Source organism: Actinospica acidithermotolerans, assembly GCF_018139625.1.
GTDB classification, from domain to species: domain Bacteria; phylum Actinomycetota; class Actinomycetes; order Streptomycetales; family Catenulisporaceae; genus Actinospica; species Actinospica acidithermotolerans.
In genome coordinates, this window is sequence record NZ_JAGSOH010000050.1 from 20,478 (window position 1) to 35,417 (window position 14,940).

Consider the following 14,940-nt stretch of genomic DNA (forward strand, 5'->3'; position numbering starts at 1 on the left):
GGGCGCCAGGACGCGACGCGGCCCGCCCTCGAGACCTCGGGGACGAGCCGCGCGCTCACCAGGTCGCGTACGTGGTGTCGTGTGAACTACTCGGGGAACTCGAACTCCCCGTTGAACGCGCCGAGCAGGAACGCCTCCCACTCGCCGCGGTCGAACACCAGCACCGGGCCGTCGGGCTGGCGGCTCTGGCGCACCTGCGCCGTGCCGTCGAGGAAGCGCACCTCGACGCAGTTGGGATTCGGATTGCTGTAGCTGCTCTTAAACCAGCCCCCGTTTGGCAGGCTCATCCCCCTACTCCCTCCATCTCGGTAATGGCGCCGGGAGACCCCGTTGGTCATTGCGGCGCCGCGTAATCGGCGAGCGGCGCGGGAAGAGCGGCCGGGGGAGACGACCGCAGTAGATTCCGTGCCGGCCTCGCTGACAGAGGGATTCCACGCGTTCTTACAGCGCACTTACACGGAAGTTGACGTCGCGCTTACAAGCGGGCTTTCCGACCCGCGGAGCGGTTCGAGCCGCGCAGTTGCCGAGAAGGTGCTGATCTGGTCCCACCTCTAGCCGGTGTTGGCGTGTCCGAGATGGCGGTAGAGGCCTTGTGCTCGGCGGTGCTGGCGGCGTGCGGCGATCTTGTCTCCTCGGCGTGCCAGGATGTCGCTGAGCGCCAGGCGCGCGTGGGCTTCCTCGAGCGGCGCGTTGGCGTGGCTGGAGATGTCTATCGCCGTGCGCAAGCGTGCCATGGCGTCGGTCTCGCGCCCCTGCTGCGCAACGATGCCCGCAGCGGTGATTTCGATGCGGGCTCGCTGCTTGGGCTCGTCGCCTTCGCCGAGCAGTTCCTCGGCCTGTCGCAGGTAGGCGTCCGCGGTTGCGCGGCTGCCTGCGGTGTGCGCCGCGGCGAGGGCGGTGAGGGTTTGCAGCTGGTAGTCGCGGTCGCCGAGGACTCGATAGAGATCGAGCGCCGTGCTCAGCGATTCGCAGGCCAGCGCGTCATTGCCGGCGCGGTGAGCGAGGATGCCGGTGTTGAGGGCGAGGGCGGCGAGCCATTGCGGATCAGTGCGACCGCGGCCTTGTTCGCGTGCGCGCTCAAGGTAGCGTGCAGCATGCTGGTCTTGGCCGGTTCGCTGGTAAAGCTCGGCCAGGTTGATCAGGACCTCGCACGCCAGGGCCGGGTCTGCGGCGTCCTCGACGATTTCCAGAGCGCGCCGGGCCGCGTTCACGGCGTCGGCGTAGTGGTTCTGCTCGAACAAGACGATGGCGCGGTGGTAGTTGGCGAGCACGCTGCCGTGGGGAAGGCGGAGGCTGGCGTAGAAGCCTTCGGCGTCCTGATAGGCCGCGACGGCATCCTGCAAGCGCCCGGAGCGCCAGTGGATGCGGCCGAGTTCGAGCAGCGCGTCGGCCTGGCCGCGGTCGTCGTGCAACCTGCGCCAGGCATAGAGTGCCTCGCTGGCGGATTCGGTTGCCTGCTGGAGCGCTCCGGTGCGCATGTGCGCGGCGGTCAGGTGCACCAGGAGCTGAGCGAAGTTAGCGTCCTTCTGTTCGGCTCGCGCCGGCGCCACCGCACGACGGGCGCGGGAGAGGATCTCGACCGCTTGAGGCCACAGGCCGCGCCGGTCGAAGTAGGGGGCGAGCAGCGCCGCGAGAAGGCCCGCGTAGAGGGAGCCGGGGATGTCGGTTTTCGCGGCGATGGCAAGCAGGTTTGCCGTTTCCCTCTCCAGCCACGCGTGCGCGCCGGCGTCGGTGTCCAGGCCCAACTCGTCGGTCAGCGGGCTCGTGGGAATGCCGGAGGGTAGGCGGCGGGTCGGGCGCAGAGTGCGTTCGGCGTGCGCGGTCGCGGCAAGGTAGAAGCAGATCATGCGGTCGACCGCGGTGGCGATCTCGCCGTCGTCGTGCTCGTCGGGCGGTTGCCGGGCGGCGAAGGAACGAAGCACGTCGTGCAGCCGGTAGCGGTGTCGGCTGACTTCTTCGAGCAGGTGGTGTTCGACCAGCGTTTCCAGGAGCAGGTCCGCCGTGGCGGTGTCGATGTCCAGCAGCGCCGCGGCGGCGTGAACGCCGAGATCGGGTGCGGGCTGGTGTGCAGCGAGCCAGAACAGAAGACGATGGCGCGTCGTCAGGTTTCGGTAGGACAGTTCGAAGGCGTGGTGCACGGGCGCTGAAATGCTATCCGCGGTGCCCGCAGGCGGGTTCTCCAGTCGCTGCACGAGGTCGGAGAGCGACCATGCGGGGTGGGCGCGTAGATGGGCCGCGGCGACGGTGACGGCCAGCGGCAGGCCTCCGCAGTACGCAGCGAAGCGGCGCAGGTCGCGGCTTTGACCGGGGAACTGGCGTTCTGCGACACGCGAGAGCAGGCGGGTGGTGGCGAGGTCGTTGAGCGCGCTCAGCGTGAGGTGGCGCGCGTCGGGCAGGTGCGCGAGGCGTTGCCGGGAGGTGGCCAGGACCACCGAGCCGGCGCTCGCCGGAAGCAGGGGGAGGATTTGGTCGGTGTCGCGCACGTCGTCGAAGACGACCAGCAGGCGCAAACCGTGAGTACGACGCCGCCAGAGAGCAGCGAGTTCGTCGTGGGAGGCGGCTCGGCCCAGTTCCTCGACGGTGGCGCCTAGCGCCTCGAGAAGCATCACGAGCGCCGTGCGGGAGTCGAGCGGGTTCTGGCGCGGATCGTGGGTGCGGAAGCTGACCTGCAGAGCGCCGTCGGGGCAGCGCGGGGCGAGCTGATGGGCGGCGCGCAGCGCAAGCGCGGTCTTGCCGATGCCCGGCATCCCATCGATCGCGTACAGCGCAATGCCCTGCGGACGGCTCAGGTCTTCGGCCACCGAGCCCATCAGCTGGTGTAGGAGCTCGTCGCGGCCGATGAGGTGGGCCGGGTTGCGGTCCAAGGTGTTGGGGGCGAGCGGCCCGATCCGTGCCGCCGGCCCGGCGCTGGCCCGCCCCGCCAGCGGCTCGCCGCGCAGGATCGCCAGGTGCAGCTCGGCCAGTTCCCGGCGCGGTTCGACCCCGAGTTCCTCGCGCATCCGGATCCGTGCGCTCCGATAGACCTCAAGTGCTTCGTCCTGACGGCCGGCGTTCGCCAGGGCGGTCATGAGCATCTCGATGGCGTTCTGGTCGATCCGCCCGGCGCGGATGAACACGGCCAGTTCGTTGATCGCCTCATCCCGGTTGGCCTCGATGCGCAGATCCAGGCCGATGCGGGCGAGCTGGCCCTCACGGCGGCGCTTGACCAGATCCTGGCGCGCGGTCGCAGCCCACGAGCCGGTCAGGCCTTCAAGCGGTTCTCCGCGCCAGAGCGATTCAGCCTGCAACAGCAGTTCCCGGGCGCGTTGCAGGTCATGCTTGCCCGCGGCGGAGCGGGCACTGGCGATCAGTTTGCCGAACCGGTGCGCGTCGATCTCGTCGTGTTCGACGTCCAGGCGGTACCCGCCCCCGGGCGCGCTCACGATGACGCCGCCCGAGTCGCCTGCCGCACGCAGGCTACGGCGCAATCTTGATATGTACACCTGCATTGTCTCGCGCGCCTGTCCGGGCATCTCGTCGCCCCACAGCCGCTCGGCGAGCGTCTGGACCGGCACCACGCGACCGGCCTCGAGCAGCAAGATCGACAAGATGGTCTGAGCTTTGGCGTGGCCGACCGGGTGGCTGCGCCCGTGCGCCCACACGTCGACCGGGCCGAGCAGACGAAAGATCACGACCCCTCCTCGCGGGCCGCGACGCCGAAGCCCGCCTTCGTCTCTCGCATCGAAAACCAGCTGGCATCCCGACCGCCGGGATGATGCAAATGTCCTCGAAATGCGCACACTTGTTCGAAACTGCGCCGTGCAACATTGCACCCGCAATTGCGAAAGCAACGCATACGAATATCAGAACTCGACTACTTAATATTTCCGGCGCAATAAGGCGTCAAACTACGGGCTGCCACCGAATGTCGCATTTGAGCGATCCGACCCATGCCGAAAGCACGACCAGCCTCGGGTTGAGCTGGCCGCGCTCCAGATGGGCAAAGGACCACAGCGACACCCCGACCTCGGCAGCGAGCGAGGCCCGGGACCGCCCCGCGCCTTTGCGCTCGCCGCGCAGCACGCCGGCGAGCCGCCGCAATTCCGTGCGCGCCCAAGGTTCGCCGGCCACAACCTCCGCGAGTCCGTCGCGCACGCACCCGTTCTGGTCGACAACGACGAGCCGCACGCCGATCTCGCGACCCTCCGCACAAAAGCGCTCCCAGGACGCCAAGTGGCCGTTCTCCCACTGGTTCACCGTCGACTTGCGCACACCCAGGGCCGTAGCAACGTCCTGCTGCGTAAAACCCGCCGAATACCGGGCGGCGCGCAACTCGGCCATCCACCGTACCGCCCGGTCCCGCGCGACCGGATCCACGTCAATCAATACATCGGCCTTCGTTAAGCCCTGTCCACTCCACCACCCGCCCGCGGTTCGGGGCGCCGCGCACAACGATGGCTCGCAATGATCGCACGGGCTGCCCCCCTTTCGTCGGTCCGCGGCACTCGGACGCCATCGTACGCATATCGGGCTCGGTGCTGAAGACGCCCAGCCCGATTTGCCCAGCAATGCGACCGGCGCGCAACCGCGCGTACGCGCCGCCAATCACTACCGTGCTTCCGCCGCCACCCGAAGATCCATGTAGGCAGAGAAATCAATATCATCTCTCTCTTGCCTGCGCATTTGCCGCATCGAACCAGGTCATGGATCGGCACTACCCACCCCCCACCAGGCGCTAGGCTGAGCGCCGCTAATCAGGGAACGAACAGGAGAATCACCAAGAGATGCGCTCCATACGTACGACTTGTGCCGTCGCCGCAGCGGCAGTGGCCGTGGCCGCATCCGGATGGACAGCGAGCCAGGACGCTGCCGCACCGGGCCCGCACCACCACGCCGCCGCGACAGCAGCCATCGCGGGCAGGTTGCCCACAGCGCCAGTCGCACATCACGCCAATCCGGCCACGCAGGCATGCCCGACGACGCCCGCACGCGGCACGGTGACCGATGACGAGGCGCGCCTGCCGCCGCTGACCGAACATCATTCCGCCGAGGACGCGGCGGCACAGCCGGCGTGGGTCGAGTACGGCACCGCCAGCTACAATCTCTGCAGCAGGTCAACGCATCTCTCGGCGTGAAGTTAGCTGTTCCGAGTTCTTATCGTGATCGGCGGGTGGACGGTGCCCGGTCGGAAATCCGTCATGGCGACGAATTTCCGACCGGCAGGCGCAGGTGTGCGTGGGGCCTGGAATTCGCCACGTACACGGCCTCAGGGCCACTTAACGCAGCCGACGCTTTCGCATAACGCTCTGACCACCGGATGAAACGCGTCGCCGCCGGTTCCGTTCTCGACGTACACGGCTCCGTGGTCGCGCATGGCTGAAAGAGGGCTCGCACAGATCGGTGCCGAAGCGGCCGCGGCGATGGCGAGCGTCGACCGCCAGGATCTTGACGCGGCCGTGCACACGGGAGAGGTGGCTTTGTCTACGGGTAGCAGCAGTACTTGTCGATGAGTTCCGGCAACGGTCGGGAGTCGGACACCAGAAGGTGTCGATAGTCAGCGGTGTCCCGACGACATACTCCACAGCTGGCGGGTACCTTGACTTCCTCGTTGAGACTCCTCGATGTGGGGAGCGCGGGCGCAACTCCGCCACAGCGGCCATATATTCTTCCTTACCGGCGAGCTTGAGAAAGCCCTTGTCGGAGGGCAGCCGGGCTTCGGTGCGCGCCGCCAGCGGAAGTCCATGATGTCCGTTTCCAGTCTTCCTCCAGCTCGTGTCGGGTCGTGTGGGATGCCGCGCGTCGTGGGCCACATGCGCTGTCAGCCTGGCAGATCGAAGAGGGTGTCGCCGTACTCTTTGAACGGCTTACTGCTAGAGGGCGGAGCGGGCAACACGCCCGCCTGCTCGAGCTCATGCGTCGAGATCAGCGTTTCGCCGCATACACGCTCGAGCAATTGATCTTGATCGGGTTCGATGCGTACGAGCCGTTCGAGGACGTTCAATAGTGCGAGCAGTTCGGTCGTAAAGGCCGGAGACCAGGTGGGAGGGTTGATCGCGTCCAGCTGTGAGGAGGTGCGGCCAGCGGGGGTCTTACAGCGGTAGCCGAACCACTTTTTGATGATCGGCATACCGGAGACCTGATAGGCCCACGCTTGTGGTGATACCGGTGAGATGCGGCCGGACCCGACGCAGAGGCTTAAGGTTTCAGCCGTGTAGGCGATGGTCTGAGGCATGTCCTGCTGGCTGTCGGGGATGGTTGCTTCGACCTTGGGGCGTTCGTCGGCTGGAAGCCACGGGATGCCGGCCGGGCGACCGGAGTCTGGATCCGCGTAGCGCTCGCCGTAGGTGTGCAGCCAAAGCACCTCGCTGCCTATGGCGATTGCTTCGTGCCAGAGCGCCGGGTTCGCACTCAACGGTATACGGATGCCGGGGACCTTCAGCTGCTCCTGAAACCTACGCGTGTAGCCGGGGTGGGCGACGGTCGCAGCGATGTACGCGAGCATATCGTGCGCGGTGAGCTGAATCCCGAGCCGCTCCGATAGGTGGATGAGGAGTCCAGGAGCCAGGTTCGGGCGGGTCGCCTGTGCATCGCGGTAGAGCGGAAGGACGCGTCCGCTGCGACCGTTGTAATGGTCCATGTCGGGGATGTGAGCGCTGAAGGTCAGGCCGGGTCCTTCGGTGATTGGGTGCGCGTTCTGTTCTGTGATGAACATCTGATGCGTACCGCGGGCGCGCCAGAGGTCGGGCCTGGGCACGGTCAGGACACGGTTGTCTGGTATGAGCCACTGGCGGTCAAAGGAGCGGAAAGCAACTCGGACCGGCGCTGGGGGAGGGCCGGACTCGCGGCTTAGCGGGCCATGGTGGGGTGGGATGCCCGGCAGTGGTTCAACGACTGTGTCTAGTTTGCGGTCGCGCGCTTCGATGAAAAGTTCTCTGCGCCGGTCGCCGTCTGCGGCGAGCAGGGTGTTCCAGCGGTCCTGGAGTGTCTGCCGGTCGGGGGAGCGCACCCAGGTGCGTCCGGGTGTCACGCCGCGTGAATTCCAGGGATATAGGTCACTGAGGGCTGGTGAGTTGTTCCATTCGGTGTCGTCTTCTGGAAGGAAGGCGCTGTGCCAAGCGGTGGGGCACTCGGCCCAGCATGGGCTGTCGAGCGCGAGTTCGGTGAGGCGCCGGTGCTTGTGGTCGCGGTGTCCAGTCACTGCCGTGTAGTGCAGGCGAGCGGGTCGGTCGGAAGTGGGCGGTCCATAGCGGGCGAAGATTCCAATGCTGAGTGGCTGTTGCACGCCGGGAAAGATCCGTGTCGCGACGTCGGGCTGGTGACCCTCAGGGGAGAGGTCGATTATCCATCCCTCGTCGGCCGTACGCCGTAGGTACTCGCGCATGCCGGCGAACCCGCGGCTGGTGAGGTGCGCGGACGGGCTGATGAACGCGACGATGCCGGTAGGTGAGGTCGGGTGGTGGTCGAAGACCTTCCAGGTGGCCCAGCGCCAGAAGTAGACATGGAGATTGCTGAGCACGTACTCATATCGGCCGTTTCCCGCGGCACGGAAGGCGTCGAGTGGGATGCGCCCCGTGCCGTCGGATCCGTGTTCGACCCATTTTCCGGCTCCCCGGCTCGCTTTGTCATGCGGCGGGTTGCCGATTATTACCATGACCGGCTCTTCCCGCTTGAGCCTGTTCGCGGCGCGGCGGCAGCGGGCGATCGGCTCGTAAGTCCTGCCGAGTTCCGTCTGCTCCACGTACGGATCGTCGAGAGTGTCTGCGACGTAGATGCGCATTCCTCGGTCCGGGGCCTCGGAGCCGTGGTGGCGTAGCGCTTCATGCAGACGCATCTCGGCAACCGCGTAGGGTCCGATCTGCCGCTCGAAGCCGACCAGGCGCCGCATGGCGAGCTCGCGCACATGCGGGCCGACAGCGCCTTGCCCCTCTGCCTTGGCGACCGTGGCCGCGGCGTGCTCGATGACGTGCGCGAGAAAGGTGCCGGTGCCCATGGCGGGGTCAACGACAACAACGTCGGGCGAGGCGAAGCCTTCCGACTGTTGTAGCCGGTGTTTGAGAATCTGATCGGTGAACCGCACCATGAACGCGACTACTGGGTCAGGGGTGTAGTACGAGCCGGTCTTCTTGCGCAGCTCCGCGTCGTAGACCGCCAAGAACTGGTCGTAGAGCAGCAGGTAGGCGGCGTTGCTGTTCTCATCCAAGCGATCCCAGTCGACCGCGCCGATAACGTACAGTAGTGTTTCGAGCGTGACCTGCAAGCCGCCATCTGGATCATCGGTCAAGACCGCCAGTGCCTTGCCCATGACCGAGTGCTTCTTTCCGAGCTTCTTGGCGATCGAGCCCAAGTCCTCCCCGTCGAAGGCGATCCCTTCAACCCGTGCCAGGAGAAGTGCGAACGTCACCGTCTGCGCGAACTGATCCGCGAAAGAGGCGTCGCTCGCGTCAGGGAACAGAAGATTCCTCCAATCCTGTGCCAGCAAGCTAAACAGAGGACTTCTGTGACCGGCTCCCTCGAGGGCGAGCGCGGTGCGAACCTCGGAGCGCAGGAGTTGACACAGTCCTGCTACAGCGCGCACGAGCTGGCTAATGCTTCGGGGCGGCTGCGGACGCCAGCAGAGGAAGTCGGTGATCACGCGGGCGAATGCGTCATCAACCGGTGCAAGCCGGCTGCCGGCGCGAGCCACATGCGCATTGAGCTGCGCTATCGTTCCAACCAGTAGGCCTGAGCGGTATACGGCCCATTCATTTCCGTCGGTGTATAGCACATTGGGCAGCAGACGCAACTTCGCCCACTGCCGCGCGTCATGCCCGGTGAACGCGTCCGGACAAGCACCCTTGCCCGGCCTCTTTATTTCAATGTAGCCAACGGTGGCGCCCGCGACGTCCACCGCGTAGTCCGGCCGCGCCTGCAAATCCACGAGATGGACCTCGCCGTGGAGAACAGCTCCAAGCCCCAAGCCCTCTGCCACCTGCCGGATCAGGACTTCGGTAGGGCCGCGGAGTTGATCTTCGGCAGCACCTGGACCTTGCAGCTTGGGGGCTACCGTCGATCCGAAGTGGGCGACCGCCGCGGAGACGAGCGTCGCAAATCTGTCAGTAGCAACCGTGAGACCACCCCCCAGACCTTCCTGTATCAGGAACCTTCCCCGCTTGGCTGTTGATTAGTCAGGTCACGTTGACATGCTGCGCTGGGACTGGTGATGTTGGCGGGGGCGAGTGGGGGAGATCGCGAGCACAGAGATGTTTGGCCTCGGCTGACGACCGCTGATCTTCGAGTGCACGTCAACCGGCTCCCTGTCACTCTGTGACGGATCATAACTGCTTGTTGTCGTTGTGGAATAAGCGGTTGAGCGATTCTGGAGTCGATGGAGCGCGGACGGTTTGCTTGGTCGGCGAAGCCGGTGGTCATGCCGGCTCTTGTCCTGCGAGCGGTGGTGAGCCCGGCGAAATGCCGAAGGTTCAGGATATTCGGGGAGCGGGAATCGCAGAGCGCGTCAAGTGTTTCCGAGGTTCGGATTGCCTGCGGTGGCGCGGGCTCTCAGGCTGTGGGGTAGGGCGGCCGCCGGCTGGAAAGCAACCGATGTCGACCTTGTTACTAAAGCCGTCGTCCTGCGCCGCCAGCAAGCCGAGAACACTCCGTGACCCAGAGTCCAGCAGCGGCAAATGGACGCATTTTGACGCCCCTCCGACGGCTGATGCAACACGAGTTCCCGCGAACCTCCAGAAATCCGGCTGGTTCGACGCTCCGCACCGGTGATTTGATGCGCCTTCCAGACTGACCGCACCATCGAGTGGTCCACGAAATTTGTCGGTTGGAGGCATGCTGGACCGAGCAAGATCTTCGTGATGAACGACGACGAGGACCGCCAGCATCAGCCGAAGGCCGAGCGCCAGCAAGTTCTTCGGGGATCGAGAGAATGCCTCAATGCGCGTCAGATTGCGGTGTTGCAGAGGATCGTGCGTGGTGGGGAGCCGGTGACCTCGCGCGAGTCGGCGTTGGCTCCCAGTGTCTATGCGCTGCGCCGGCGCGGGTTGGTGGAGACCAAGTGGGCCGACGGGATGTGGGTCGCACAGCCGACCATCGCCGGTCGGCTTTGCTATGAGCATCTTGCGGTTGAGCCAGGCACGTGCCCGTCGACGAATACGTCGGAAAGCGTGGCTAGGCCGTGTCTTCAAAGCTGGTCATAGCCAGTCGTTGATGGCGGCGATCTGCGCGGTGGCCTCGTAGCGTACGGCGAGCTTGTCGTACCTTGTGGCCACCGCGCGGTGCCGCTTGAGCTTGTTGATCCCGCACTCGACCGCGTGACGCTGCTTATAGTGCTCGGGCTCGAAGGCGTACTCGCGCCCGCCGCTGCTGCCGCGCTTGCGCCGGTTGGCCGCCTGGTCGGCCTTGATCGGGATGGTGCCCCGGATTCCGCGTCGGCGCAGGTAGGCGCGATTGGCCCGGGACGCGTACGCCTTGTCAGCCAGCACCCGCTGCGGGCGGGTGCGCGGACGGCCGGGACCCAGGCGCGGAACGCGGATGCGCTCGAGCAGGGGGATGAACTGCGGGCTATCACCGCGCTGGCCGCCGGTAAGCATCAGCGACATCAGCTTGCGGCCCTGCTCGCAGGCTACGTGCAGCTTCGTGGTCCATCCCCCGCGCGAGCGCCCGAGCGCATGATCCTCAGGCTCGCCCGCAACGGCCACGTCCCGCCGGGCTCCCGCGGCGTGCTGGTGCGCTCGTACGGTCGTGGAGTCGACCGAGACGTCCCAGGTGATCAGCCCGTCGGCATCCGCACGTGCTTGCAGAGCGGTGACCAGCGTCGCCCACACTCCGGCCAACTGCCAGCGGCGGAAGAACGTGTACACGCTCTGCCAGGGGCCGTAGCGTTCGGGCACGTCGCGCCAGGGTGCGCCGACACGCACGCGCCAGCGCACTCCGTCGATCAACCGCCGTCGCGGATGAACCGGAGGACGGCCCGCCGGGGCCGGCAGCAATGGCACCAACACCGCCCACTGGGCGTCGGTCAGGTCAAAGCGGGCGCCAGCAGGTATCGTCTGCACGCGAGGTCTCCGGTTGTGGTGGCAGTCTTCTTGGTCGACGACTCACCTACCGGAGACCTCACCTATACGTACGCTGCGACACGCCGCAGCAATCAGACCGTGACCAGCAACATCACGCCACGACCCCCTTTGAAGACACGGCCTAGGGCGCCCAGGAATACGGCCGCAGTATCGCAGGCAGCAGCACTCGTGGCGCAGGTGCGCGCCGCCGGAGGATCTCTACGGTTCGCAGATCCCGACGCGGATACTCGGGCCACACTGCTTGGGCTGATCCAGACCGCGCTCCAGGCCGGGCACCGGCTGCATCACACCGGTCGGCGGCACGGAGACGTAGTCATCGCCGTCGAGGCGAAGCCGGCGACACAGCCGGACGCGGCCGCCGAACCGTGCGTCAGCGCACCGGCGGCGCGACCCAAGACACGACGGACTCATCCGCTTGTTTCTCAACTTCGCGCTCTATCCGGACCGGCTGGCTGCGGACCTCGGCCTGATCCGCGCCTGCCGGCGATACCGCCGCGCGCAATGCCGCGAGCTCTGCGGGTATTGAACGTAATCCTCATCGAAGCTGAGGCTCGCGGCCATACGATCCGTGCGCCGTCACCGGTCGACCGCCCGCACACCGTTGGCATCGTCGTGTTCGGACACGAGTACCGAATCTTGCTGGTTGAGCACGGCGGGATTCTGACCCTCAAACTCGACGGCGTCTACTCCGGCCGCCGCGTCTGGGTCGATGGCAAGCGCACCCGTCTGGAGCAAAAGCTCACCGACGTGTTCGCCCGCTTGGAAGAGCACGCCGGGCAGGCCGAGCGGCGCCGTCAAGAACGCGAGCACCTCGCCCGCGAAGCAGAGATCATGCGGCAAACCGAGATCGCCAGGTATCGGGCCGCCTACGCCCGCGACTACGCCATCGGCGTGCTGCGTGAGCACGCTGCAGCCTGGCACTTGGCCGAACAGATCCGAGCTCTGTGCGCCCGCGTGCAGCGCACCGCCGACGAGCCGGACCAGGTCGATACAGCGAGGTGGATTACCTGGGCCTTGGGGCACGCCGACCACATCGATCCAACCCGGCAGGCACTGACGATTCCCGATATCCCCGAGCCTAGCGCCGACGAGCTTCACCGCTACCGCGATGCACCGATCACATCCGCTTTGGAGACGCCATGACACCTCCTGCCCGGGCCGCTGAAACCCGCGCACATGCCGCGGCGGGATCGCAGCCCTCCTCCATTGAAGTGCCCGGCGCTGCAGTCGACGCGGTGTCGACTGTGCCGCACGACGTGACGTTCAGCGTCTATGCCGAATCGTTCTGGCTGCCGCACCACGTGATCGAGGCCGTAACCCGGCAGACCTACATCTACGTTCTGCACCGCCACCTGATCCCGACGTTCGGAGGCATGCCCCTGACGGCCATCACCGCATCCGACGTACGCGCGTGGGTCGCGAGCCAACAAGCGAAGGGTGTCAAACCGGCCACCCTCCTGCACAATGAACCGTACCGGGGTTGATCCAGGCTCGATCTTTTTGGAAGGATCGAGTCCGTTATGGTGAACAAGTCGAAGCCGTATCCGCGGGATCTTCGTGACCGGGCCGTGCGTCTGGTGCTCGAGACCGAGGATCAGTACCCGTCGCGGGATGCGGCGATCAAGTCGATCGCGGCGAAGCTGGGGATCGGGACCGCTCAGTCGTTGCGGAACTGGGTGCGCCAGGCCGAGGTCGATGCCGGTGAGCGGCCCGGTGTCACGACCTCGGAGGCCGAGGAGATCAAGCGTCGGAAGCGGGAGAACGCGGAGCTGCGCCGGGCTAATGAGATCTTGAAGGCGGCCTCGGCTTTCTTCGCGGCCGAGCTCGACCGGCCACACACGCGCTCGTGAGCTTCATCGACGAGTACCGGGACCGCTTCGGCGGCGTCGAGCCGATCTGCAGGACGCTCACCGCGCACGGCTGCAGCATCGACCCCTCTACGTACTACCACTTCAAAAAGCGCCTGCCCTCGGCCCGCGCCGTGCGCGATGCCGAACTCAAGCAGCTGATCACGGCCGTGCACGAGGAGAACTACGGCGTGTACGGCGCCCGCAAGATCTGGCGCGAGCTTCACCGCCGCGGCCAGGCGGTGGCCCGCTGCACGGTCGAGCGGCTGATGCGCGAGCTCGAACTGTCCGGTGCGGTACGCGGCAAGAAGGTGCGCACCACCGTGCCGGACCCGGCGCACGAGCGTGCACCGGACCTGGTCAAACGCAACTTCGTCGCCTCGGCGCCGAACCGGGTGTGGGTGGCCGACTTCACCTACGTCGCCGCGTTCTCGGGCACGGTGTACGTCGCGTTCGCCCTCGACACCTTCTCCCGCCGCATCGTGGGCTGGTCGGCCGCGACCAGCAGGGCGACACCGCTCGTGCTCGGCGCGCTCGAGATGGGCCTGTGGCAGCGCGACCGCGACGGGGCCGACCGCGCCGGCCTGATCCACCACTCCGACGCCGGATCTCAGTACACCAGCTTCCGCCTGGCCGCCCACCTGGCCACAGAACAGATCGCGGCCTCGATCGGCACCGTCGGCGACGCCCTCGACAACGCCCTGATGGAATCGACCATCGGCCTGTACAAGACCGAACTGATCAAACGACGCGGGCCCTGGCGCACCCTCACGGACGTCGAACTCGCCACCGCCGAGTGGATCGACTGGTACAACAACCGCCGCCTGCACGGTGAGATAGGCCACGTCCCACCCGTCGAATACGAGGCAAACTTCTACCTCACCCAGCCAAACCGGCAGCTAGAACCCCAACCCTAGAGCCTGGACCAATCCCGGTACGGTTCATCGCCCGGCTCGCCTCCGCTTTAGCCTCGCGACCGACATCCGGTACGGCCGAGTCGCGTGGCGGCGCCCCACGCCATCGCAGGCCGTTCACAGCGAGCCGCAGACGGCCCAATACGGCCGGTTGGGCCACCGTTGGTGGCAGTTCCACGGTGGTGGCCGCCCGTTGTGCACCATGTCCGTCACAGGCGTGCTGCCCGGTCTGGCGGCCAACCGCTCAACTGCGCTCAGCAGGCACTGAACTGCAGGCCGGCCGCGGCCGCAGAGATTGCATCACGAGGCGCGGTGCAAACGCCCTGACCCAAACGGTTCGCAGTCCGACGTGCTGACATGCCGCGTCGCGCCGCGCCGTGGCGGCCTGCGCAGAAGAGCTCCGCCCATACCTTCCTGACGAATTAACACGGAGCGGAGGCACTACCGGTGCGGCTCGGGGGTTCGAGACGCTTCGCGTCCGCGTGTCGCGGTCGGCTGCCACATGCCCCCACTGCGGCGATCACGGTACTCGGTCAGTTGCGGAAGGTTGAACAGAATCCGACCGTCAAAAGCGACCACACGAACCCGCAGGTGAGCACTTATCTGACCTGCTCCCCGCCCTGCTCCCCGGGGAGCAGGGGGAGCGGTGAAAATGGCACACACAAATCATAAAGGCCGTGACAACCTTGATAGCTGCCACGGCCTTGACCTGCGGTAATGCGAGTGGACGATACTGGGATTGAACCAGTGACCTCTTCCGTGTCAGGGAAGCGCTCTCCCGCTGAGCTAATCGTCCGGGAAATCTCCCTCGCGCGAGGCGAGAGCGGAGGTGGAGACGGGATTTGAACCCGTGTACACGGCTTTGCAGGCCGTTGCCTCGCCTCTCGGCCACTCCACCGCGCGGTTTGGGTGGCGGTGCACCCGGGACCTGAGTCCCACGCGAGCGGACGACGGGATTTGAACCCGCGACCCTCACCTTGGCAAGGTGATGCTCTACCACTGAGCCACGTCCGCGTGTCTTCCAGGTTGCCGTTCGGCGCTCCTGGCGACGAGGAAAACTGTATCGGATTCCGTCTCAGGATCAAATTCCTTTGCTCGCCGGGCCTGGCCGTCCTTCGATCGGGTGAGCGGGTG

10 protein-coding genes and 3 tRNA genes are annotated in these 14,940 nt (G+C 66.3%); 5 read left to right on the forward strand and 8 right to left on the reverse strand.

The genetic code is table 11. The features are described from left to right. Positions 1–86: 86 nt before the first annotated feature. The 3 genes from KDK95_RS17760 to KDK95_RS17770 all read right to left on the reverse strand — a co-directional run bounded on the left by KDK95_RS17760 (position 87) and on the right by KDK95_RS17770 (position 4,356). A complete protein-coding gene (locus KDK95_RS17760; protein ID WP_212519312.1) occupies positions 87–287 on the reverse strand; it encodes a DUF397 domain-containing protein in 201 nt (66 codons plus the stop codon). 264 nt (positions 288–551) lie between these two features. Then, a complete protein-coding gene (locus KDK95_RS17765) occupies positions 552–3,671 on the reverse strand; it encodes an AfsR/SARP family transcriptional regulator (RefSeq protein ID WP_212519313.1) in 3,120 nt (1,039 codons plus the stop codon). A 211-nt stretch (positions 3,672–3,882) separates the two neighbouring features. Then, positions 3,883–4,356 carry a helix-turn-helix domain-containing protein gene (locus KDK95_RS17770; RefSeq protein WP_212519314.1) on the reverse strand — a complete coding sequence of 158 codons (474 nt, stop codon included), beginning with the start codon at positions 4,354–4,356 and terminating at the stop codon, positions 3,883–3,885. A gap of 620 nt (positions 4,357–4,976) precedes the next feature. Between KDK95_RS17770 and KDK95_RS17775 the strand changes: the two genes are divergently transcribed. Beyond that, positions 4,977–5,114, forward strand: coding sequence for a hypothetical protein (locus KDK95_RS17775; protein ID WP_212519315.1), 138 nt, complete (start codon positions 4,977–4,979; stop codon positions 5,112–5,114). Positions 5,115–5,797: 683 nt separating this feature from the next. Here KDK95_RS17775 and KDK95_RS17780 read toward each other — a convergent pair. After that, positions 5,798–8,896, reverse strand: a complete 3,099-nt coding sequence (locus KDK95_RS17780) for a type ISP restriction/modification enzyme (protein ID WP_212519316.1) — start codon at positions 8,894–8,896, stop codon at positions 5,798–5,800. Between the two features lie 928 nt (positions 8,897–9,824). Between KDK95_RS17780 and KDK95_RS17785 the strand changes: the two genes are divergently transcribed. After that, positions 9,825–10,166: a hypothetical protein gene (locus KDK95_RS17785; protein WP_212519317.1), complete on the forward strand. Its 342-nt coding sequence runs from the start codon at positions 9,825–9,827 to the stop codon at positions 10,164–10,166. On the opposite strand, the gene KDK95_RS17790 is transcribed toward KDK95_RS17785, so the two are convergent. Next, positions 10,161–11,024, reverse strand: coding sequence for an IS5 family transposase (locus KDK95_RS17790; protein ID WP_372463341.1), 864 nt, complete (start codon positions 11,022–11,024; stop codon positions 10,161–10,163). The genes KDK95_RS17785 and KDK95_RS17790 overlap by 6 nt on opposite strands. Positions 11,025–11,546: 522 nt before the next feature. On the opposite strand from KDK95_RS17790, the gene KDK95_RS17795 reads away from it, so the two are divergent. The 3 genes from KDK95_RS17795 (at position 11,547) to KDK95_RS17805 (ending at position 13,809) form a co-directional block, all read left to right on the forward strand. Beyond that, positions 11,547–12,188 carry a hypothetical protein gene (locus KDK95_RS17795; RefSeq protein ID WP_212519318.1) on the forward strand — a complete coding sequence of 214 codons (642 nt, stop codon included), beginning with the start codon at positions 11,547–11,549 and terminating at the stop codon, positions 12,186–12,188. Continuing rightward, positions 12,185–12,529: a tyrosine-type recombinase/integrase gene (locus KDK95_RS17800; protein ID WP_212519319.1), complete on the forward strand. Its 345-nt coding sequence runs from the start codon at positions 12,185–12,187 to the stop codon at positions 12,527–12,529. The genes KDK95_RS17795 and KDK95_RS17800 overlap by 4 nt, the downstream gene beginning before the upstream one ends. A 39-nt stretch (positions 12,530–12,568) precedes the next feature. Then, positions 12,569–13,809, forward strand: a protein-coding gene (locus tag KDK95_RS17805; protein WP_372463342.1) for an IS3 family transposase whose coding sequence is annotated in 2 segments (ribosomal slippage) — positions 12,569–12,851 and positions 12,851–13,809 — 1,242 coding nt in all. Because the reading frame shifts where the segments join, the coding sequence is not laid out codon by codon here. Between the two features lie 721 nt (positions 13,810–14,530). Here the strand turns inward: KDK95_RS17805 and KDK95_RS17810 are convergent. The 3 genes from KDK95_RS17810 to KDK95_RS17820 all read right to left on the reverse strand — a co-directional run bounded on the left by KDK95_RS17810 (position 14,531) and on the right by KDK95_RS17820 (position 14,820). Further along, positions 14,531–14,602: transfer RNA gene (locus tag KDK95_RS17810), tRNA-Val, on the reverse strand. Between the two features lie 31 nt (positions 14,603–14,633). After that, positions 14,634–14,704: transfer RNA gene (locus tag KDK95_RS17815), tRNA-Cys, on the reverse strand. Positions 14,705–14,748: 44 nt separating this feature from the next. After that, positions 14,749–14,820 (reverse strand) — tRNA-Gly (locus KDK95_RS17820). Between the last annotated feature and the right edge of the window lie 120 nt (positions 14,821–14,940).